The 21,007-nt window shown below is 44.3% G+C and carries 18 protein-coding genes, 2 rRNA genes and 1 other annotated feature (1 of these 21 only partly in view); of the genes, 6 read left to right on the top strand and 14 right to left on the bottom strand.

Features of this window, described 5'->3' with window-relative positions; genetic code table 11:
* Together IGI86_RS17285 and IGI86_RS17290 are read right to left on the bottom strand one after the other, a co-directional pair.
* A 23S ribosomal RNA gene (locus tag IGI86_RS17285) occupies nt 1-886 on the bottom strand (it extends 2,029 nt beyond the left edge of the window).
* A 228-nt stretch (nt 887-1,114) separates the two neighbouring features.
* Nucleotides 1,115-2,674 (bottom strand): 16S ribosomal RNA (locus IGI86_RS17290).
* The 16S and 23S rRNA genes sit together here, the layout of an rRNA operon.
* Before the next feature lie 714 nt (nt 2,675-3,388).
* Between IGI86_RS17290 and IGI86_RS17295 the strand changes: the two genes are divergently transcribed.
* The 4 genes from IGI86_RS17295 (at nt 3,389) to IGI86_RS17310 (ending at nt 8,652) form a co-directional block, all read left to right on the top strand.
* Nucleotides 3,389-4,078 (top strand): response regulator transcription factor, encoded by a 690-nt coding sequence (locus tag IGI86_RS17295; protein ID WP_008376963.1) that lies wholly within the window; start codon nt 3,389-3,391, stop codon nt 4,076-4,078.
* Nucleotides 4,068-5,276 (top strand): sensor histidine kinase, encoded by a 1,209-nt coding sequence (locus tag IGI86_RS17300; RefSeq protein ID WP_005232945.1) that lies wholly within the window; start codon nt 4,068-4,070, stop codon nt 5,274-5,276. The genes IGI86_RS17295 and IGI86_RS17300 overlap by 11 nt, the downstream gene beginning before the upstream one ends.
* A 35-nt stretch (nt 5,277-5,311) precedes the next feature.
* Nucleotides 5,312-5,509: a binding site (T-box leader), on the top strand.
* A 57-nt stretch (nt 5,510-5,566) separates the two neighbouring features.
* Nucleotides 5,567-6,844 carry a serine--tRNA ligase gene (gene serS / locus IGI86_RS17305; RefSeq protein ID WP_430617622.1) on the top strand — a complete coding sequence of 426 codons (1,278 nt, stop codon included), beginning with the start codon at nt 5,567-5,569 and terminating at the stop codon, nt 6,842-6,844.
* A gap of 287 nt (nt 6,845-7,131) precedes the next feature.
* A complete protein-coding gene (locus IGI86_RS17310; RefSeq protein ID WP_430617623.1) occupies nt 7,132-8,652 on the top strand; it encodes a polysaccharide deacetylase family protein in 1,521 nt (506 codons plus the stop codon).
* A 69-nt stretch (nt 8,653-8,721) separates the two neighbouring features.
* Here the strand turns inward: IGI86_RS17310 and IGI86_RS17315 are convergent, their stop codons facing one another.
* A complete protein-coding gene (locus IGI86_RS17315) occupies nt 8,722-9,348 on the bottom strand; it encodes a TetR/AcrR family transcriptional regulator (protein ID WP_005232942.1) in 627 nt (208 codons plus the stop codon).
* A gap of 85 nt (nt 9,349-9,433) precedes the next feature.
* On the opposite strand from IGI86_RS17315, the gene IGI86_RS17320 reads away from it, so the two are divergent.
* Together IGI86_RS17320 and IGI86_RS17325 are read left to right on the top strand one after the other, a co-directional pair.
* Nucleotides 9,434-10,135 (top strand): ABC transporter ATP-binding protein, encoded by a 702-nt coding sequence (locus IGI86_RS17320; RefSeq protein ID WP_008376960.1) that lies wholly within the window; start codon nt 9,434-9,436, stop codon nt 10,133-10,135.
* 9 nt (nt 10,136-10,144) lie between these two features.
* Entirely contained in the window at nt 10,145-12,850 is a 2,706-nt protein-coding gene (locus IGI86_RS17325; RefSeq protein ID WP_430617624.1) for an FtsX-like permease family protein, read from the top strand.
* A 158-nt stretch (nt 12,851-13,008) separates the two neighbouring features.
* On the opposite strand, the gene guaB is transcribed toward IGI86_RS17325, so the two are convergent.
* The 11 genes from guaB to amaP form a co-directional block, all read right to left on the bottom strand.
* Nucleotides 13,009-14,493 (bottom strand): IMP dehydrogenase, encoded by a 1,485-nt coding sequence (guaB, locus tag IGI86_RS17330; RefSeq protein WP_005226250.1) that lies wholly within the window; start codon nt 14,491-14,493, stop codon nt 13,009-13,011.
* 202 nt (nt 14,494-14,695) lie between these two features.
* Nucleotides 14,696-15,388 carry a DUF1129 domain-containing protein gene (locus tag IGI86_RS17335; RefSeq protein WP_005226251.1) on the bottom strand — a complete coding sequence of 231 codons (693 nt, stop codon included), beginning with the start codon at nt 15,386-15,388 and terminating at the stop codon, nt 14,696-14,698.
* A 71-nt stretch (nt 15,389-15,459) separates the two neighbouring features.
* The gene (gene ychF / locus IGI86_RS17340) at nt 15,460-16,560 is read right to left on the bottom strand and encodes a redox-regulated ATPase YchF (RefSeq protein WP_005226252.1); all 1,101 of its coding nucleotides are present in this window, start codon (nt 16,558-16,560) and stop codon (nt 15,460-15,462) included.
* An 8-nt stretch (nt 16,561-16,568) separates the two neighbouring features.
* Nucleotides 16,569-16,757: a DUF951 domain-containing protein gene (locus tag IGI86_RS17345; protein ID WP_005226253.1), complete on the bottom strand. Its 189-nt coding sequence runs from the start codon at nt 16,755-16,757 to the stop codon at nt 16,569-16,571.
* A 10-nt stretch (nt 16,758-16,767) separates the two neighbouring features.
* Entirely contained in the window at nt 16,768-17,658 is an 891-nt protein-coding gene (locus tag IGI86_RS17350) for a ParB/RepB/Spo0J family partition protein (RefSeq protein WP_005226254.1), read from the bottom strand.
* A complete protein-coding gene (locus IGI86_RS17355; RefSeq protein ID WP_005226255.1) occupies nt 17,648-18,412 on the bottom strand; it encodes a ParA family protein in 765 nt (254 codons plus the stop codon). Before IGI86_RS17355 ends, IGI86_RS17350 begins: the two co-directional genes overlap by 11 nt.
* Before the next feature lie 11 nt (nt 18,413-18,423).
* Complete coding sequence (rsmG, locus tag IGI86_RS17360) at nt 18,424-19,140, bottom strand: 16S rRNA (guanine(527)-N(7))-methyltransferase RsmG (RefSeq protein ID WP_016611681.1); 717 nt, start codon at nt 19,138-19,140, stop codon at nt 18,424-18,426.
* 142 nt (nt 19,141-19,282) lie between these two features.
* Nucleotides 19,283-19,426: a hypothetical protein gene (locus tag IGI86_RS17365; protein WP_005232938.1), complete on the bottom strand. Its 144-nt coding sequence runs from the start codon at nt 19,424-19,426 to the stop codon at nt 19,283-19,285.
* Between the two features lie 11 nt (nt 19,427-19,437).
* Nucleotides 19,438-20,208 carry an Asp23/Gls24 family envelope stress response protein gene (locus IGI86_RS17370; RefSeq protein WP_005232937.1) on the bottom strand — a complete coding sequence of 257 codons (771 nt, stop codon included), beginning with the start codon at nt 20,206-20,208 and terminating at the stop codon, nt 19,438-19,440.
* Between the two features lie 24 nt (nt 20,209-20,232).
* The gene (locus IGI86_RS17375; protein ID WP_005226258.1) at nt 20,233-20,424 is read right to left on the bottom strand and encodes a DUF2273 domain-containing protein; all 192 of its coding nucleotides are present in this window, start codon (nt 20,422-20,424) and stop codon (nt 20,233-20,235) included.
* Between the two features lie 7 nt (nt 20,425-20,431).
* Nucleotides 20,432-21,001 (bottom strand): alkaline shock response membrane anchor protein AmaP, encoded by a 570-nt coding sequence (amaP, locus tag IGI86_RS17380; protein ID WP_005232936.1) that lies wholly within the window; start codon nt 20,999-21,001, stop codon nt 20,432-20,434.
* Nucleotides 21,002-21,007: the final 6 nt, after the last annotated feature.

Raw genomic sequence — 21,007 nt, forward strand, 5'->3', positions numbered from 1 at the left:
CAATTCCGAGGCTAGCCCTAAAGCTATTTCGGAGAGAACCAGCTATCTCCAAGTTCGTTTGGAATTTCTCCGCTACCCACACCTCATCCCCGCACTTTTCAACGTACGTGGGTTCGGTCCTCCAGTGCGTTTTACCGCACCTTCAACCTGGACATGGGTAGATCACATGGTTTCGGGTCTACGACAACATACTCATTCGCCCTATTCAGACTCGCTTTCGCTACGGCTCCGTCTCTTCAACTTAACCTCGCATGCTATCGTAACTCGCCGGTTCATTCTACAAAAGGCACGCTATCACCCATTAACGGGCTCTAACTTGTTGTAGGCACACGGTTTCAGGATCTATTTCACTCCCCTTCCGGGGTGCTTTTCACCTTTCCCTCACGGTACTGGTTCACTATCGGTCACTAGGGAGTATTTAGCCTTGGGAGATGGTCCTCCCGGATTCCGACGGAATTCCTCGTGTTCCGCCGTACTCAGGATCCTCCTAGGTGTTATCCAAATTTCGCCTACGGGGTTTTTACCCTCTTTGACATACTTTTCCAAGTATTTCGACTATCTGAATAGACTACCATATCGGAGTCCTACAACCCCAACAAGCAAGCTTGTTGGTTTGGGCTTTTCCCGTTTCGCTCGCCGCTACTCAGGGAATCGAATTTTCTTTCTCTTCCTGCAGGTACTTAGATGTTTCAGTTCTCTGCGTCTACCTCGACTGCGCTATGTATTCACGCAGACGTAACATCCTATAAAAGATGCTGGGTTTCCCCATTCGGAAATCTCTGGATCATAGCTTACTTACAGCTCCCCAAAGCATATCGGTGTTAGTCCCGTCCTTCATCGGCTCCTAGTGCCAAGGCATCCACCGTGCGCCCTTATTCACTTAACCTTTGACCTTACGGTCGGTTTTGAGTACTTCTTCTAGCGATAGAAGGTTGCTCAAGAAAATAAGCGTTGAACTTATTAAAAAACTCTTTTAACATTTCAACTCGGTGTGTGTTACTTGTTTTGATTTTTTCTTCGATATCCAGTTTTCAATGAACAAATTTGTTTGAGAGTAGACCTCTCAAAACTGAACAAAGGCAAACGATGTGTAGTCTTCCGAAATATTCCTTAGAAAGGAGGTGATCCAGCCGCACCTTCCGATACGGCTACCTTGTTACGACTTCACCCCAATCATCTATCCCACCTTAGGCGGCTGGCTCCAAAAAGGTTACCTCACCGACTTCGGGTGTTACAAACTCTCGTGGTGTGACGGGCGGTGTGTACAAGGCCCGGGAACGTATTCACCGCGGCGTGCTGATCCGCGATTACTAGCGATTCCGGCTTCATGTAGGCGAGTTGCAGCCTACAATCCGAACTGAGAGAAGCTTTAAGAGATTAGCTTAGCCTCGCGACTTCGCAACTCGTTGTACTTCCCATTGTAGCACGTGTGTAGCCCAGGTCATAAGGGGCATGATGATTTGACGTCATCCCCACCTTCCTCCGGTTTGTCACCGGCAGTCTCGCTAGAGTGCCCAACTAAATGATGGCAACTAACAATAAGGGTTGCGCTCGTTGCGGGACTTAACCCAACATCTCACGACACGAGCTGACGACAACCATGCACCACCTGTCACTTTGCCCCCGAAGGGGAAGCTCTATCTCTAGAGTGGTCAAAGGATGTCAAGACCTGGTAAGGTTCTTCGCGTTGCTTCGAATTAAACCACATGCTCCACCGCTTGTGCGGGCCCCCGTCAATTCCTTTGAGTTTCAACCTTGCGGTCGTACTCCCCAGGCGGAGTGCTTAATGCGTTTGCTGCAGCACTGAAGGGCGGAAACCCTCCAACACTTAGCACTCATCGTTTACGGCGTGGACTACCAGGGTATCTAATCCTGTTCGCTCCCCACGCTTTCGAGCCTCAGCGTCAGTTACAGACCAGAGAGCCGCCTTCGCCACTGGTGTTCCTCCATATATCTACGCATTTCACCGCTACACATGGAATTCCACTCTCCTCTTCTGCACTCAAGTCTCCCAGTTTCCAATGACCCTCCCCGGTTGAGCCGGGGGCTTTCACATCAGACTTAAGAAACCGCCTGCGCTCGCTTTACGCCCAATAAATCCGGACAACGCTTGCCACCTACGTATTACCGCGGCTGCTGGCACGTAGTTAGCCGTGGCTTTCTGGTTAGATACCGTCAAGGGATGAACATTTTACTCTCATCCTTGTTCTTCTCTAACAACAGAGTTTTACGATCCGAAAACCTTCTTCACTCACGCGGCGTTGCTCGGTCAGACTTTCGTCCATTGCCGAAGATTCCCTACTGCTGCCTCCCGTAGGAGTCTGGGCCGTGTCTCAGTCCCAGTGTGGCCGATCACCCTCTCAGGTCGGCTATGCATCGTTGCCTTGGTGAGCCGTTACCTCACCAACTAGCTAATGCACCGCGGGTCCATCCATCAGTGACGCAAAAGCGCCTTTCAACTTTCTTCCATGCGGAAAATAGTGTTATACGGTATTAGCACCTGTTTCCAAGTGTTATCCCCTTCTGATGGGCAGGTTACCCACGTGTTACTCACCCGTTCGCCACTCTTTTTCTTTCGGTGGAGCAAGCTCCGGTGAAAGAAAAAGCGTTCGACTTGCATGTATTAGGCACGCCGCCAGCGTTCGTCCTGAGCCAGGATCAAACTCTCATAATGATTTGTTTGAATGACCATACGGTCATTAAGCTCATAAAAATTAACTTTGCTAGCTATTGCTTGCATGTATTTGTTTCAATAAATTGAAACGTCCTACACATTGGTTCGTTTGCTTGCTTTGTTCAGTTTTCAAAGGTCTACAGTGCTGTGTTAGCAACTTTTATATCATATCAGAGCGACGTTTGATTGTCAACTCTTTTTTAAAAGTTTTTTTCGCTCGTTGTTTTTCAACTTCGCAGCGGCTGTCTCAGCGACTTCATTAGAATAACAAATGATTTGTTATTTGTCAACAACTTTTTTTAATTAATTTTGTTGATGTATCAACATCGATTAACTATTTTAAAATTGCGACTTCGTTATAATATCATCTGTCGAGCTGTGCGTCAACCACTTTTTTAAATTCTTTTTACGAATTCGTTTAGTCATTTGGCACATGTAATAATATACCAAGACTTGCGCTATTCGTCAACCATAAAATGATTGATAGACCAACGTTTCTAGTTACTCCGTTTCCAAAGATGATTCGTGATTTTTAGTCCGTGATTTCCGCCTTTTTTAAGGAATTTTTCCGTTATTATTTGCCTATCGTTCGTCTTTTTCCTTTTTGTGTTTTCTTAATTCCTATCATTCTTATAAATTTAAGTATGATTTTATCTATTTTGTGGAATATTTGCTAAAATGGAGAAAAGAATATTGTTCCTAGGAGGACCCAGTATGAAAATACTTGTAGCAGATGATGACAAAGAGATCGTAGAACTATTAAGCATTTATTTACACAATGAAGGTTATGAATCGGTCAAAGCATATGATGGAAAAGAAGCACTGACCAAGATCCGCACCACTTCTGATATCGAACTATTGATCTTAGATATCATGATGCCAGAAATGGATGGCATGCAAGTCGTGAAAGAATTGAGAAAAGAATCCCAAATCCCTATTATTATGCTGACCGCTAAAACAACCGATATGGATAAGATTCGTGGATTGGTCGCCGGTGCGGATGATTATGTCACAAAACCTTTCAACCCATTAGAAGTTATGGCCCGGGTAAAATCGCTATTGAGAAGAACCAAGATGCAGGCTGCTTCAAATCAACCAGAGATTCTAGAAGTAAGCTCCCTTATTATCAATCGCGATTCCCATGAAGTAAAAACCGTCGATGGCAACGAAATTCAATTGACTGCATTAGAATTCGGTATCCTCTACTTGCTGGCATCGCATCCGAACCGTGTCTTTAGCGCCGATGAGATTTTTGAACGAGTTTGGAAACAAGAAAGTGTCGTTTCTGCCAAAACAGTTATGGTCCATGTCAGTCACTTACGAGATAAGATTGAAGAAGCCACGGATGGTGAAAAAGTCATCCAAACAGTATGGGGGGTCGGCTACAAAATAGATGCGAAGTAAACCAACTGAAAAAAAGCGCAACACACCAATCGAAAAAAAGAAACGGATCACGCTGACCTCAAAGGAAATCAGTGAGTTATTTGCCGAAGGAATTGTAACGATTGTTCTTTTACTTCTATTAAATATCGCTATTTTGGTCATCTTGACCTCAATCGTTGAAAATTCACCAGATTTAGTTGATGCCATCTACGCATCGAAGAATGCTTTCACATCTGCCTTTAATACAGATATCTTCCGCAGTGGGCGCAACTTCATTCTACCGATGTTCTTCCTATTAGATGTGATCGTCTTATATTGGCGTTTGATTCGTCGCTACCATCAAATGCAGCTACGTCACATTATCAGCGAGCTTCATTTTATTGCGGAAGGCAATTACGATCATCGCATCCCCTTCGAGTTACGGGGCGATTTAAGTCGGATCGTTTCTAATATCAATGGCTTAGTCGACAGTACGGTGGCGGCGATTGAAGATGAACGGCGGATCGAGCAATCCAAAGATGAGCTGATTACCAATGTCAGTCATGACATTCGAACACCGTTGACTTCGATCATCGGCTATTTAGGTCTAATTGAAGATCGACAATACCATTCAGAAGAAGAATTGCTGAAATATACCCATACGGCGTATGTCAAAGCCAAGCAAATGAAATCCCTTGTCGATGATTTGTTTGAATACACAAAAGTGCGCCAGCCTAGCGTCCCAATCAATGTGATGGAATTTGACATGGCCCAGCTAGTGGAACAATTGGCGGCGGACTTTGAATTAGAAGCTAGTCGGAAAGGCATCAAGATTGAAACATACACCCGTCCGGAACACATCGAGATGGATGGCGATACCGAAAAACTGGTACGGGTCTTCAATAACTTGCTTTCGAATGCCTTGAAATACGGCAAAGGCGCCGATAAGATCCGCATGGAAGTCGAGAAAGTCGGGACCGAAGCGATCTTAACAGTCAAAAACAATGGGCAAATGATCCCTAAGCAAGCCCTTGATTCTCTATTCGACCGTTTCTACCGAGTGGAAGAATCCCGCTCTCAAGAAACAGGAGGAACTGGCTTAGGTCTAGCGATCGCTCAAAGCATCGTCGCCTTACATGGCGGCTATATCTATGCCAAGTCAACGCCGGAATGGACGTCCTTTATTATCCATCTCCCGTTGAAACGCAACAACTTATCCAACACACAAACCTATGGTTGACGACCCAACATTTTTTGGGTATGCTAGAGAAAATAATCAAGGCACAGAACCTAGTATATTTTTTTCATCTGTATAGAGAGCTGATGGTTGGTGAAAATCAGTGTTGGAAAAAATAGAATCCAGTTCTTTAACGTGTATTTTTCGAAAGAAAAATCGTTGGCTCACGATACGAGCAGCAAGGGCAGCGCAAGCTGAACTTGGGTGGCACCGCGAATGGTCATTTCGTCCCAAGCAATACGGGATCGGAATGGCCTTTTTTCTATGGAAAAATCAAAGGAGGATGTATCACTATGTTAGATGTAAAAATGATTCGCCAAAATTTTGCTGAAGTACAAAGCAAACTCGCAACACGAGGTGTCCAAAAAGAAGTGTTGGACCGCTTTTTAACACTTGATGAGCGTCGCCGAGAACTCTTAGTCCAAACGGAAGAGCGCAAGAAATTGCGTAATGAGGTTTCTGGTGAGATCGCCGCCTTGAAACGGGCGAAAGAAGATGCGGCAGATAAAATTGCCCAAATGAAAGAAGTCGGCAGCCAAATCAAGCAATTGGATGAAGAGATCGCTCAAATTGATGAAGACATCAAAGAGATCGCCACGACGTTGCCGAACTTGCCGAATGATTCTGTTCCGGTGGGCAAAGATGAAGACGACAATGTAGAAGTCCGCCGCTGGGCAGACCCAAAAACCTTTGCCTTTGAACCAAAACCCCATTGGGAGATCGCAGAAGACTTGGGGATCCTCGACTTTGAGCGGGGTGCCAAAGTTTCTGGTAGCCGTTTTGTTTACTACAAAGGCTTAGGTGCTCGTTTGGAACGTGCCTTATACAACTTCATGTTGGATCAGCATGTTTATGAGCATGGGTATACGGAGATGATCACCCCGTATATCGTCAACAGCCAAGCAATGTTCGGTACTGGGCAATTTCCGAAGTTCAAAGAAGATGTTTTCCAATTGGCAGACACTGATTTGACTTTGATCCCGACTGCGGAAGTACCTTTGACCAACTACTATCAAGGGGAGATCTTAGAACAAGAACAGCTCCCTGCCTACTTCACTGCCTTGAGCCCATCATTTCGTTCAGAAGCCGGCAGCGCTGGCCGTGACACTCGCGGTTTGATTCGCTTGCACCAATTCAATAAAGTCGAAATGGTGAAATTCAGTGATGCAGAACATTCTTATGAAGAATTAGAGAAAATGACGGCTAATGCCGAAGATATTTTGCAAAAACTCAATTTACCTTACCGTGTGCTTAGCTTGTGTACAGGAGATATGGGCTTTTCTGCAGCGAAGACCTATGATTTAGAAGTATGGATCCCTGCCCAAGGGATGTATCGTGAGATCAGCTCTTGCTCAAACTGTGAAGACTTCCAAGCACGTCGTGCCATGATCCGTTACCGTGATCAAGAGGGCAAGATTCACTACATGCATACACTAAACGGCTCTGGTTTGGCTGTCGGTCGGACGGTAGCCGCAGTGCTTGAAAATTATCAAAACGAAGACGGCAGTGTAACGGTACCAGAAGTTCTGGTTCCTTATATGGGCGGACTGACAAAAATTGAAAAAGCCTAAGCCTTAGTAACCTCAGTAGCAACCCCTAGAGAACAGTCACACCGCGTGAGCTGTTGCCTAGGGGTTTTCTTGTTCACGTAGCCTAGAGTGGTTTCCATCCCCCTAACCACTTTGATCACTTCTTGCAAGAGAAAAAACGCAACAAGGCTGTAATTTTTAAGCGAATAATTAGAAAAATCCCTTTGTCTTTTTAATCCTCTATCAGAAACCGGGCATGATCGTTGAAAGTGCCTGTGACTTATGGTAACGTGGGCATAATTTAGGATGGAATGAAGGGAGCTTCACCAATGCCCGAACGAAAGACCTATGCCCGTCGGAGTGACTTGCACAAGAAACCAAACAATAATCAAAAACGAACAGCATCAGCTGAAGAAAGACCGAAAGGACCACCCTCGAGAAAGAAGCCGTATCGGAAAGCAATTTTTTCCTTATTTGCCTTATTATTGATCGTTTTGATCGCAACGGCTGGCTCGGTTCTTTACACCTTGCACCAACAAGAAGTTGCGGCCAAAGCAAAATATGAGGCAGCTGCAGAGAAATTACTGGCATCAATCCAAGCAGAACAAAGCCAAAATGGGTTAAAAACAACGCCTGAAGTGCTCTCAGAAGGAACAAACAAAGAACTGATCTACCGCCCGCAAGACCTCGATACGTTTCCCATCAAAGATATCAAAGAACGGTTAACACAAGCCGCTGATAACTTGCGTAAAAAACAAACGAATAAAGAAGTCGTCACCGTTGCCCGTATCCAAGCACAAACGGTAGCTGCAAAAGTCTCTACCTATTCATTAAAAGCCGACAGCTATGTATGGAATCGAGAAACCGGTCGTTTTGAAGATGCTGATCGTTTAACAGATGCACCGATCTTCGTATCAGAGAAGACGCAAACCGAATTGTCTTTGAAAGAACTTGTTCCTGATGAAGGCAGCTTATTAGGTATTCAACAAGTCATTCAACAGAAACTGCTGGATCAAGCCAAGGAACCCGCAAAAATCATCGACGCCGTCTTGGCCATGGAGCGGATCACCTTCGATTCGAAATTTACTTATGATCCGGAAAAGCTGACCATCGAATTGCCAAAAAATCAGACGGAAGCGACAGAAATTACCCTGTCTTACAGCGAGATCGCCCCATTCATTGATCCTGATCTCGTGGCTGCTGACCAACTCAACAATGCCTTGCCAAGTCTTGACCCCAATAAAAAATACGTGGCATTGACCTTTGATGATGGACCCAACAGTACCTCCACTATGGATCTTTTGAACATCTTACAAGAAAATGACGTCAAAGCGACCTTCTTTATGCTGGGACAAATGGTTGAGCAATATCCACAAGCTGCCAAAAAAGTCCAAGAAGCCGGGCACGAGATCGCCAGTCATTCTTACTCTCATCCGCAGCTGAATACTCTTTCAGCGGAAGATTTGCAGGCAGAAGTTACGAAAACCAATAAAGCCATTTACAATGCGACGGGTTTACTACCTAGGAATTTACGGCCCCCTTATGGCGCTATCGACAAACAAAGCGCAGAAACCATCGGCATGCCGATCATTCAATGGGACATCGATTCTCAAGACTGGAAATTGAAGGATCCGAAGAAAATCAATGCCTTGGTTCAACAAAATGTCTTTAATGGTGCTATGATCTTGATCCATGATATTCACCCGAAATCTGTGAAAGCCGTACCGGGAGTCATTAAAACACTCAAAAACGAAGGCTACGAATTCGTGACCGTCGATCAATTATTAGAAGCACGGCAAAAACCGTTGCATCAATACTTTGGGATGAACGATGAACGCCTCGTTGATTAAGAGAAAAAGGAACGCAGCAAATTGTCTCTTGCTGCGTTCCTTTTTGGTTATTGGATCATTCCCTCTTTTTTAGCCCTTCTTTTCTTCATACACATTAGTCACAAAAATTTGAATCAATAGATCAGCGACAGCTTTTGGCGGCATCGTTGAAAAATCTTTGAGCCAGCGTTCGATCAAACCGATAGACCCGCAGACAAAAAAGCTAAGGCACAGTTCCAATTCTTCCTCGGAAGCATCTTGAAAGTATTGGGCAAATCGTTTCAAGGTCTCCGGTTTGATTTCTGACAACAAAAGATTCAGCAAATGGCTGTTGTTCAACAAAATCAAATGGGTGGTACTAGGATTCTCATACAAAATCGTCAATAGTTTTTCCAGCCAAAGATCCAATGACAAATTTTCCTGCTGCAAGTTCGATGCGATCTGCTCAACGAGCTCCCCTTCGATCTCCTCCAACAAAGCGGCTGTGTCCTTATAATATTTATAAAATGTTCCCCGATTGATATCTGCTCGTTCCGCAATCTCTTTGATCGTGATTTTGCGATACTCTTTTTCCAACAATAACTCCTGAAAGGCGCGCCGGATCACTTTTTTCGAGTAGATCGTTCGACGGTTCCCGACAGTCCCTACCATATCGTTTCCCCTTTTCTCTGTACATTTAATCAATATTTGTCTATTTAATGACAAATAAGCAAGCATTGAGGATTGCTCTTACTTTTCTTTCTTAGTATACTAACACCATGTGATTAAATCAACACGTGTTTAAAAAATGGAGGCTTTATTAATGAGTTATGTTGAAGTAAAGAATGAATATAAACGCTATCAGATGGGCGAAACCACTATCACTGCCAACAATGATCTTTCCTTTGCCATTGAAGAAGGCGAATTAGTGGTGATTCTTGGACCTAGTGGTGCCGGAAAATCGACCGTTTTGAATATCTTAGGCGGGATGGACTCGCCAGATGAAGGAGAAATCATTATCGACAATGTTGATATCGCGAAGTTTAACGACAAACAATTAACAGAATACCGCCGCACAGACGTTGGGTTTGTCTTCCAGTTTTATAATTTGGTCCCAAATCTGACAGCAAAAGAAAACATTGAATTGGCTACTGAAGTCTCACCGAATGCACTCGATCCTGATGAAGTCTTGGCCCAAGTCGGGTTAGAAAACCGCAAAAACAACTTTCCTTCTCAGCTTTCTGGTGGGGAACAGCAGCGGGTATCGATCGCTCGGGCGTTAGCCAAGAACCCGAAACTGCTGCTATGCGATGAACCGACTGGTGCTTTGGACTTTGAAACAGGAAAACAAGTGTTGAAGCTTTTGCAAAACGCTAGCCGGAAAAATGGCAATACGGTGTTGATCATCACCCATAATAGCGCCATTGCCCCGATCGCCGATCGGGTGATCCATATCAACGATGCCACTGTCCGTTCCATTGAAGAGAATCCTCATCCCATCTCGATCGATGAAATCGTTTGGTAGGAGGATCTGATGAAAAATAAGACCTATCTTAAAGCAAGTTTGCGAGAGATTCGCCAATCAAAAGGCCGCTTTATCGCAATCACCTTGATCATTTTTTTAGGAACGTTTCTCTTTGTCGGTGTCAAAGCAACCGGCCCGATCCTGAACCATTCCGCGAGTGAATATGTCAACGGCCAGCAATTAGCAGATCTGCAAGTCACTTCAACACTGGGATTGACAGAGGAAGACATTGATGCCGCGGAAAAAAGCGGTGCTCACACAGAAGCCGCCTATCAATTTTATTACGCTGCCAATTCAGATGAAGTCGTGCAAGTGACCTCCTATGACCCCTCACAGGAACTCAACCAGTTACTGGCGAAGGACGGCCGACTGCCAGAAAAAGCCGATGAAATCGTGCTGGACACCGAAGCAAAAAATTATGGCTGGCAAATAGGTGATACTTTTACGATCGATGATGCCGATAATCTGTCGGACAAAGAGTATACGATCGTTGGGTTTGCCACTTCTCCCATTTATATCAATGCTGCCGAACGGGGCTATGCAAATGTCGGCAGCGGTGTCGTGACGTACTTTGCTTATGTACCGGAAGAACAGTTCACGATGGAGGTCAAATCGATCCTCTATCTCGCCTTTGATGATGTCGCCGGGCTTGAAACATACTCCGATACGTACACCGACAAGATGGCAGCCCATCAAGAAACGATTGAGGAACTGTTTGCGGACCGTCCTAAGGAACGCTTAGCAGAAATTCAACAAGACGCTTTTGATGAATTAGCCCCTGCAGAAAAAGAAGTCCGCGATGGACAAAAACAGTTAGCTGATGGACAAGCCCAACTGGATCAGGCCAAAGCGGAACTAGAACAACAGCAAGCCGCCTTGGCACAGCTGCCGCCCGTACAACAAGCAGCCCTCGAAGGCCAATTGGCGGCTGGGGAAGCAGAATTGACACAGCAGCAAGACCAATTAGATGAACAGCAACAAGAACTAACTGATGCCCAACAAACACTGGCAGAAAAACGGGCAGAGATCGAAGACTTGGCAGAGCCGACGTATCTTTACAACCAGCGCAAAGACAATCCCGGTTTCCAAGAATATGGTGGGCTGTCTGATCGTATCGCAGCGATCGCCAATGTGTTTCCTGTCTTCTTCTTCTTTATCGCTGCGTTGATCACCTTTACAACACTGACGCGGATGGTAGAAGAAAACCGCAAAGAGATCGGTACCTTAAAAGCGATGGGCTATGGCAAAGTCGAGATCTCCCTTAAATATTTGATTTATGCCCTCCTTTCTTCGGCCATTGGCATTATTAGTGGTGCCGTATTAGGAACCGAACTGTTGCCGCGTTTGATCTATTTCCTATCCAGCGAACGGTATCTTTTAGACGGGATTCGCGTCTATTATGTCTGGTCGCCAATTATTTTGGCCGCAATCGCCTTTTTACTGGCGACGCTTGGTGCCTGTCTGTTTGTTCTGATCAAAGAATTGCGGGAAAAACCTGCCCAGCTGCTGCAAGTTCGCGCACCAAAGCCCGGGAAACGGATTTTATTAGAAGCAATTACCCCCTTATGGTCCCGTTTAAGCTTCAATCAAAAAGTCAGCTTCCGTAACATCTTCCGCTACAAATCGCGAATGATCATGGCAATCATTGGCATCGCCGGTTGTACGGGACTGATGGTGGCAGGCGTTGGGTTGAAAGATTCTCTAAGTGCCGTGACTGCAAAACAATTTGGGCCCATTACGGATTATCAAGCCGTCGTGACCTTAAATAATGCGAAGGAAGAAACCGTTGCTGCCGCTGAAACAGTTTTAACAGACGAGCCTCTTGTGACCCATTCGATGCTAGTCTACAATGAAACGATCGAGATTCGACCGACTAACCAAGGAAAACAAAGTCTGACCTTGATGGTTCCGGCAGATCAGGATGCTTTTGCAGACTATGTCCATTTGAAAACGACGGCAGGACAGAAGCTGTCATTAACAGAGGGTGCCGTGCTGACTATGAAGTACGCAGAATTATATGATTTGCACGTTGGCGATACATTGACCTTCTATACCAGCGATCAAGAAGCCTATGAAGTACCTATTAGTGGCATCGCAGAAAATTATTTAGGCAATTCTCTTTATCTGTCGCCGACCGTTTATGAAGAAATCACCAATAGTACCTTTGAACCAAATGCGTTCTTAGTCAAAAGCAAGACGATGACGAAAAAACAAGAGGAAGCTTTATCAACAGCCTTGTTAGATACCGACAAAGTCAAAAACACGACGTTCCTTTCCACTCAGATCAAAATGCAGGATGATTCGATGGGTAACTTGAACGCCATTGTCTTGATCTTAGTTGTATTATCAGGGGCATTAGCCTTTGTCGTCTTGTATAACTTGACCAACATCAATGTTTCCGAGCGGATTCGCGAGCTTTCTACTATCAAAGTATTAGGGTTTTACAATAAGGAAGTGACTATGTACATCGTACGAGAAAATATCGTCTTTACGTTATTTGGGATTCTCGCAGGTTACGTGGTAGGTTACTTCTTGACTGACTTTATTTTGATCCAAGCTTCGATGGAGAACATGGTCTTTCCATTAGTGATCAATTGGTCGGCTTATGCTTTGGCCGGTGGCATGACGATTCTCTTTACGATCATCGTGATGTACGTCACCCATGTGAAACTGACTCATGTCAACATGATCGATGCATTGAAATCAAACGAATAAACTGCTGCTAAAGCGATTTGCTGATCATCCAGCAGCGATTTTAGAGAAAAGGGTGCCGATCTCAGCCATTTTGGCAAGATCGGCACCCTTTTTTAGAACCAAACGCCCCCTCTGTCCACTTTTGAACAGAGGGGGCGTTGGTTTTCACGTGAAACATTTTATGATTTTACGGAGTAGTTTGGTGCTTCTTTCGTGATTTGAACATCGTGGGGATGTGATTCTTTTAGTCCGTTGCCGCTCATTTGGATGAATTGTGCTTCATCACGTAATTGCTGCAGATTGCCGGCACCGACATAACCCATCCCTGATTTCAACCCGCCGATCATTTGGAAGATGATATCAGAAACGCTGCCTTTATAAGCGACACGTCCTTCAATGCCTTCTGGAACCAATTTGTTGGCTTCGTTTACGCCCCCTTGGAAGTAACGGTCGCTGGAGCCTTTTTCCATTGCCCCCAATGAACCCATTCCGCGGTACGTTTTGAAGCGACGGCCTTGATAGATTTCAAATTCACCTGGTGATTCGTCAGTTCCTGCCAACATGCTACCGAGCATTACAGCGTGTCCGCCAGCTGCTAAAGCTTTAACGATATCGCCAGAGTACTTGATCCCACCATCGGCAATGATTGCTTTGCCATATTGACGTGCCACAGAGGCTGCATCATAGATCGCTGTCAATTGAGGAACTCCGACACCGGCTACCACCCGAGTAGTACAGATCGATCCTGGACCGATCCCGACTTTTACGACATCGACACCAGCATCATACAATGCTTTCGTGCCTTCTGCAGTGGCAACATTTCCAGCAATCAATGTTGCTTCTGGGAAGTGCGCGCGAATTTCAGAGATTTTGCGTAAAACACCGGCACTGTGTCCATGGGCAGTATCAATGACGATCGCGTCCACGCCTGCATCCAATAATGCTTGTGCTCGTTCAAAGGTATCGCTAGTAACGCCGACTGCCGCTGCCACTAATAGGCGTCCATGCGTGTCTTTGGCTGCATTCGGGAATTCGATTACTTTTTCAATATCTTTGATGGTGATCAACCCGCTTAAGATCCCTGCTTCATCAACGATCGGTAATTTTTCGATCTTGTGTTGTTGTAAGATTTTTTCCGCATCTTTCAACGAAGTACCGACAGGTGCTGTGATCAATTGGTCTTTGGTCATCACATCATTGATCGGCATCGTATAATCCGTGACAAAACGCATGTCGCGGTTCGTGATGATACCGACTAATTTGCGGTTTTCCATCGTTTCTACGATCGGTACCCCGCTGATGCGGTACTTGCTCATCAAATGTTCTGCATCAGCAACTAAGTGGCTTGGTGTTAAGAAAAACGGATCGATGATCACGCCGCTTTCAGAACGTTTTACTTTGCGCACTTCATCTGCTTGCGCGGCGATACTCATGTTTTTGTGAATCACGCCAAGTCCGCCTTGACGCGCCATTGAGATCGCCATTTTACTATCAGTTACGGTATCCATACTGGCACTTATGATTGGAATATTTAGTGTAATATTCGGGGCAAGCTGCACTTTCATATCCACGTCATTTGGCAAGACGTGACTTTCTGCCGGAATCAATAAGACATCATCAAACGTTAACCCTTTTTTTACAAATTTGGTTTCCCAGTTGGACATTTTTGTAACCACTCCTTAAAGTTTTTAGGTATTTTAAAAAAAATAGCAAAGATTTTTTCATAAGTCAACCATTCGGAAAGCTTTCTTAATAATCCTCTTCAAACCTTTGGTCAAATCTCATAATTCGCCATTTTTTCTAAAAAAACACGCTGATCGTGCGGTCTTTTTTAACAAAAGAAGGCGCACGATCAACGTGTAGCCATCAGCCTCTAGGAACAGACAGACTGCTGATGATATTGTATTTGCGTTTCAAGTAGTACTTCGCTGCTAATGCCACTGCCCCGATCAAGGCTTCAATCACAGGGTCCACTTGTGGATTCAATGGTGGTTGGATCATCGCAGAAAGCGAGATCACAACGATCCATAGCATGAAGGCTGCGACTAAAATCAAAATGATCTTCCACATCTTCGGCCGTTTGCTCTTATCAGCACCCGGGCGTTCATATTGATACATGTATTTGTACATCAAGTAGAAGACCCAACCAGCAAGCATCGCCATCAAGAAGAGGGTCAATAAGCCATAAGGTTGTGCTTGTCCTCTAGTAAAGATTCCCATAACCCCTAGCATCAACCCAAAAATCCCTAAAATCAGCAAGGTGTTATCCAACCACATCAAGAAGGGGCCGGATTCTTTTTGCTCAACGGGTTTGTTGATGATGGCTTCGGTGCGTTCAGACACTGTACCAAATAATTGGCGGGCTGTTTTGCCGCCTTTTTGTTCTTTGACTAAGACAGGCAGCATCTCATGCAAGGCAATCGTTTTTTCTTCTTCAGAAAGGTTGGCTGCCTCTAGCGATTTTTTTAAATCAAATATATATTGTTGGTTTCGTTTTGTTAATTGTTGTTCTAATTCACGATTTTCGGAAACATAATTTCGCAGAGTTTCTGGTTCCATGAATTGATTCTCCCTTCTGCGTTTTCTTCACAATGGACATTTTACCACAAATTCACTGGGAAGAAAGCCCTTTATACGTTAAAACGGAACAACATCACGTCGCCATCTTGCACGACATAATCTTTTCCTTCCAAACGTACCCGACCGGCTTCTTTGGCCGCTTGCATCGTGCCGTATTGGTTCAGATCTTCAAAGGAAACAGTTTCCGCACGAATAAAGCCGCGCTCAAAGTCCGTATGGATGATCCCCGCTGCTTGCGGTGCTTTGATGCCTTTACGGAACGTCCACGCACGCACTTCTTGTTCTCCAGCGGTAAAGTACGTTGCTAGACCCAGCAAATCATAGGCAGCACGAATCAATTGATCCAACCCTGATTCTTCAATTCCTAATGCTTCTAAAAACTCTGCTTTGTCTTCTTCTTCCAGCTCAGCGATCTCTTCTTCGGCACGAGCACTGATGACGATCACTTCCGCATTTTCGCTCGCTGCAAATTCCTTCACTTTGTTGACATAGTCATTGGTTTCATAGTCTGCCACGTCTTCTTCTGCTACGTTGGCAACGTATAAAACTGGTTTGGTCGTTAGTAAAAACAAACTTTTGACGATGCGCTGTTCTTCATCTGTAAATTCGATCGAACGAGCAGAGATCCCTTCTTCTAAGACCGGTTTGATCTTATCAAGAACGGCCAGTTCCGCAACCGCATCTTTGTCTTTGGTTTTGGCAATTTTTGCGACCCGAGTATAGCGCTTGTTGACGGATTCTAAATCCGCTAAAACCAACTCCAAATTGATGGTGTCGATATCAGCTAATGGGTCCACGCGGCCTTCCACGTGGGTGATGTTGTCATCGTCGAAACAACGAACGACATGACAGATCGCATCCACTTGGCGGATATGGCTCAAAAATTGGTTCCCTAATCCTTCCCCTTTGCTGGCACCGCGGACGATTCCGGCAATATCCGTAAATTCAAAGGTGGTTGGGACCGTCTTTTTCGGACGGACTAATTCTGTTAAACGCTGTAAGCGCCAATCTGGCACTTCCACCATTCCTACATTCGGATCGATCGTCGCAAACGGGTAGTTTGCGGCTTCTGCTCCTGCTTTGGTTATTGCATTAAATAAAGTAGATTTGCCCACATTTGGCAATCCAACGATTCCGGCAGTTAACGCCATGCTTCACTTCACTCTTTCTCTTTTTTTTCTAGGATTTTCTTCATCTTTTTATCAAATTCTCGGCGCGTCATCATGACGATGTGGCCGCAATTCGTACACTTTATTTTGATGTCTGCCCCCATGCGGATGATTTCCCAACGATTGGCTTTGCAGGCATGCGGTTTTTTCATTTCGACAATATCCCCAAGATCATACATCTTTATCACCTCAAGCTTCATCAAATTGAATGTTCAATAAATCTAAAATACGGGTTAAATCTTTTTGTGACAGGTATTCGATCTCGATTTTTCCTTTGCCTTCTTTTTCGCGGATCTCGACATTCGTGCCGAATTTATCCATCAACCGTTCTTCGCTTTCTCGTAAATAGTACGGTTTTTCCCGAATCAGACGCGGCACTTTTTTCTTTTCGTTTTTCGTGTCATTCATCTCAGCGACCATTTGTTCTAATTGGCGGACTGTCAGATTTTCTTTGACACAACGATTGGCTAATTTTAAGATCTGTTCTTTGTTTTTCAAGCCTAATAATGTCCGGGCTTGCCCCATAGACAAACGGTCATCTTGAACCATTTCTTTGACGAGTTTCGGCAAGGACAGTAACCGCAAATAATTGGCGATATACGGGCGGCTTTTCCCTAAACGTTCAGCGACTTGTGCTTGGGTCAATTTCAAGTTCTTCATCAGCATGTCATAGGCTTCTGCTTCTTCTAAAGGATTTAAATCTTCCCGCTGCAAGTTTTCTAAAACGGCGACTTGCATCATCGCTTCTTCATCAAAATTGCGGATGATGGCTGGGATCGTTTCCTTGCCAGCTAATTTGGACGCTCGAAACCGGCGTTCACCAGCAATGATCTCATAGCCTTTGACGGATGATTGCCGCACGATGATCGGTTGAAAGACCCCCGAATGCTGGATCGAATTGGCCAGTTCTTGTAATGAAAGCTCATCAAAGGTTTTTCGCGGTTGATAAGGGTTGGGTCTTAATTCGTTTAAAGGCAGTTCAACGACTTTTTCTGTCTTGATATCGACTTCTTCTAACCCTTGCAGGTCTTGAAACAACGCATCGATCCCACGCCCTAATCCTTTCCCTTTATTCTTCACGGGCTAACACTTCCTTTGCTAACGTCTGATAGACTTCGGCTCCTTTTGAGCGTGGATCATAATCAATGATCGACAATCCATGACTAGGTGCTTCAGACAACCGGATATTCCGCGGAATAATGGTTTCGTATACTTTTTCTTGGAAATAGCGGCGGACTTCTTCCACGACTTCCGCGCCTAAGTTCGTGCGGGCATCATACATCGTCAGTAAGACCCCTTCGATCTCTAACTCAGGGTTAAAATGTTTTTGTACTAAACGCACGGTATTCAATAGTTGGCTCAGCCCTTCCAATGCATAGTACTCACATTGGACTGGGATCAAAATCGAATCACTGGCGGTAAAGGCATTGATCGTCAAATGACCTAAAGATGGCGGGCAATCGATAAAGATATAATCGTATTGTTCTTTGATTTCATTCAAAGCCGATTTCAATCGAGATTCCCGTGCCATCATGGAGGTCAATTCAATTTCCGCACCAGCTAATTGGATCGTCGCTGGAACGATATCCAAGTTTTCTCGGCTGCTAGGTAAAATCGCTTCAACGATCGGTGTTTCATTGACTAATACATCATAGATGTCTTGTTCCACATCTGGTTTGCGAATGCCGACACCGCTTGTGGCGTTGCCTTGGGCATCAATATCTACGAGTAACACTTTTTTGCCGACAAATGCTAAGGACGCACCTAGGTTCACCGTTGTGGTGGTTTTGCCTACGCCGCCTTTTTGGTTTGCAACAGAAATAATACGGGCCATTGATTTTCCTCCTATTTAATTGGTTGTTTCGCTGGCATTCCCGGTTTGCGGGGGTATTTCTTTGGCGTTTCTTTTTTCTTTTGAATGATCAAAAGATGGCGTTCATCGCCGCTGACCGGTAAGGTAAAGCTTTTTTCTTCAATAAATTTGCCGCCTAAGAGTGAGATCGCTGGTTTGGCTTCAACCAGTTCTTCCTCGCTTTTGGCAGCTTTGAGCGCATAAAAATAGCCTGCTTTTTTCACCAATGGCACACAGAGTTCCGTTAACACATTCAAACGGGCAACCGCTCGAGCGGTCACATAATCGAATTGCCCACGAAATTGCGGGTTTTGACCAAATGTTTCTGCACGGTCATGGTACAAGTGGACATTTTCCAATTGTAGATCCGTCACAAGAGTTTGTAAAAAGGTGATGCGCTTATTTAAAGAGTCGACGATCGTCACTTCTAATTCAGGAAACACGATTTTTAGTGGAATACTTGGAAAGCCAGCACCTGAACCGACATCGCACAAATGACTTTTCGGGTCAAAGGCGGTTTCAAAAGCTAAGGAAACAGAATCGTAGAAATGCTTTAAATACACTTCTGATTTTTCCGTGATTGCGGTTAGATTCATCTTCTGATTCCATTCGACTAAACGCTCGAAATAGACAGCGAATTTTTCCATTTGTTCTTCGGTTAAAACGATCCCGTTTTTGCGTAATTCTTCATGAAATTCTTCAGGTAGCATAACGAATCCTTTCTATTTTGTGAAACAGAAAAATGTTTCACAGACTAGTTCCTACTTTAACGCAAAAAGCAGTGCGATGCAATAGCCAGAGATTGCTTTCTAGGAGAATTTACTATTTTTTAACTGGGGCTTTAAGGTTGGTTTAAGGCATAGAAATTATACTCATTTCAATCCAAAAAACTTTTTTCATTTTTCCTTGACCAGCAAGGCTGCCAACCCTGCTGGTCAGCTTTTTTCTCAAAGAAACAAGCATTGATCTCAGGATCAATGCTTGTTTTTGTTTCATATGAAACTTTTTTATTTCACGCGAGGTTCGTTGTATTCTTCGATACGATCAGACGCGCGGGAAGCCGCATGTTTGGCTTTGTTGGTTTGACGTGAAGCAAAGTCGCCGGTTTTAGAAGCCGCTGACGTTACTTTGTCTTGAACCGTTTCTTGTTCCTCTTCGTATTCAGCGATTGTTTTCACATCCACAACGTTGATGTTGACTTCGATCACTTCTAATTGGGTCATTGTCGTTACTTCTTTTTGAATGACTTCTTTGACTTGTTCAGCGATTTCTGGGATATTGCGGTCGTATTCAACCACGATATCTAAATCAACGGCTACTTGTTTTTTCCCAACTTCAGTATTGATACCGGCAGTCACATTGTCTGTATTAACTAATTTTTCAGCAATATTAGAGAAGAAACCACCATCGACCGTCAACAGGCCATCTACATTTTCTAATGCAATTCCGATAATTTTTTGGATCACTTTGTCATCATAGGTCAATGAACCATGAACGGGTGCATCCCCGGTTGGTCCTTCAAAATCGTTGTGGCCAGGTTTTGGCGGTGCTGGATGATGTCCGGCTGGATCTGGATTTCCTGGTGCTGGATGATCCCCTGGTTTTGGTCCATTTTGTTGTCCTGCTACTGCTTTTTCAGCATTTGGTACCACTGGATCAGGTGATTCAGTCATTGGAATCGCATTTTCATTGGCTTGATGATTGGTGTTGGGAACCACTGGATCTGGATGTGCACTGACATTTTTTTCATTGTTTAATTCGTTTTTATCGTTATTCATTAAAAATTCCTCCTATAAAATACGTTATTGTTGGTTAAAAAATTCGTCGATGATACCGGTACGTTGGAGATACAATCCTAGCGCAAAACCCAAACCTGTTAGGAGTAGAATCAGCAATGTTTTGAAAAAACCGATCGTTACAAACAACACAGCCAGAACAAGGCCGATTGCTCCAAAAATCAATGGGATTTTGTATTGTTGTAGTTCGTTCATCATAGCCCTCCTATTCTACTCGCGGGTTTTCCGGAGTCTCATTTTGTTCAAAATTCGCGTAATTGACTTCGACTTTGACTTTTTCACTTGAGCCAAGCACTCGTTGGACATCTTGTTGGATTTCCGCCATTAAGTTTTCGGTTTTGCCAACTAAGGCAGACGTCCGTTTCAAGCGGCCTTTGATTTTGATTAAAATTCGATTTTTGGTCGCCTTGACATGAACTTTTGGTCCTTCAACAAATTCTTTTTCATTTACTTTCGTACGTACAAGTCCTTCGATCGCTTTCTTATCGATCGTCAATGCGCCCTTATCCTCTTTCAAAACAAAGGTTGTTTTGGTTTTTGGATAAAACAGCACGACTAAGATCACGATCAAGAATACGGCGATTAAAACAACGGCTACCCAAAACATATATTGACGCATAAACAAGTTGTCAAAGAAATACGTGACGACATTGCCTCTGCTGTCCAAACCAAATGGCAGCTGCATGTAAGGATTACTCATTAAAACGATTGGTAATAAGACAGTGATAAAGATCAACGAAACGATGATTGATACGATTTTCCACCCTTTACTCATAGGACA

It is taken from the genome of Enterococcus sp. AZ188 (assembly GCF_050544075.1).
GTDB classification, from domain to species: Bacteria; Bacillota; Bacilli; order Lactobacillales; family Enterococcaceae; genus Enterococcus_D; species Enterococcus_D entomosocium.

Coding starts and splice junctions, on each gene's coding strand:
- IGI86_RS17375 (WP_005226258.1), bottom strand. CDS start 20,424: ATGATGAACGAACTACAACAATACAAAATCCCATTGATTTTTGGAGCA.
- IGI86_RS17315 (WP_005232942.1), bottom strand. CDS start 9,348: ATGCTTGCTTATTTGTCATTAAATAGACAAATATTGATTAAATGTACA.
- IGI86_RS17310 (WP_430617623.1), top strand. CDS start 7,132: ATGCCCGAACGAAAGACCTATGCCCGTCGGAGTGACTTGCACAAGAAA.
- IGI86_RS17300 (WP_005232945.1), top strand. CDS start 4,068: ATGCGAAGTAAACCAACTGAAAAAAAGCGCAACACACCAATCGAAAAA.
- rsmG (WP_016611681.1), bottom strand. CDS start 19,140: ATGCTACCTGAAGAATTTCATGAAGAATTACGCAAAAACGGGATCGTT.
- ychF (WP_005226252.1), bottom strand. CDS start 16,560: ATGGCGTTAACTGCCGGAATCGTTGGATTGCCAAATGTGGGCAAATCT.
- IGI86_RS17370 (WP_005232937.1), bottom strand. CDS start 20,208: ATGAATAACGATAAAAACGAATTAAACAATGAAAAAAATGTCAGTGCA.
- amaP (WP_005232936.1), bottom strand. CDS start 21,001: ATGAGTAAAGGGTGGAAAATCGTATCAATCATCGTTTCGTTGATCTTT.
- IGI86_RS17355 (WP_005226255.1), bottom strand. CDS start 18,412: ATGGCCCGTATTATTTCTGTTGCAAACCAAAAAGGCGGCGTAGGCAAA.
- guaB (WP_005226250.1), bottom strand. CDS start 14,493: ATGTCCAACTGGGAAACCAAATTTGTAAAAAAAGGGTTAACGTTTGAT.
- IGI86_RS17345 (WP_005226253.1), bottom strand. CDS start 16,757: ATGTATGATCTTGGGGATATTGTCGAAATGAAAAAACCGCATGCCTGC.
- serS (WP_430617622.1), top strand. CDS start 5,567: ATGTTAGATGTAAAAATGATTCGCCAAAATTTTGCTGAAGTACAAAGC.
- IGI86_RS17320 (WP_008376960.1), top strand. CDS start 9,434: ATGAGTTATGTTGAAGTAAAGAATGAATATAAACGCTATCAGATGGGC.
- IGI86_RS17325 (WP_430617624.1), top strand. CDS start 10,145: ATGAAAAATAAGACCTATCTTAAAGCAAGTTTGCGAGAGATTCGCCAA.
- IGI86_RS17365 (WP_005232938.1), bottom strand. CDS start 19,426: ATGAAACAAAAACAAGCATTGATCCTGAGATCAATGCTTGTTTCTTTG.
- IGI86_RS17335 (WP_005226251.1), bottom strand. CDS start 15,388: ATGGAACCAGAAACTCTGCGAAATTATGTTTCCGAAAATCGTGAATTA.
- IGI86_RS17295 (WP_008376963.1), top strand. CDS start 3,389: ATGAAAATACTTGTAGCAGATGATGACAAAGAGATCGTAGAACTATTA.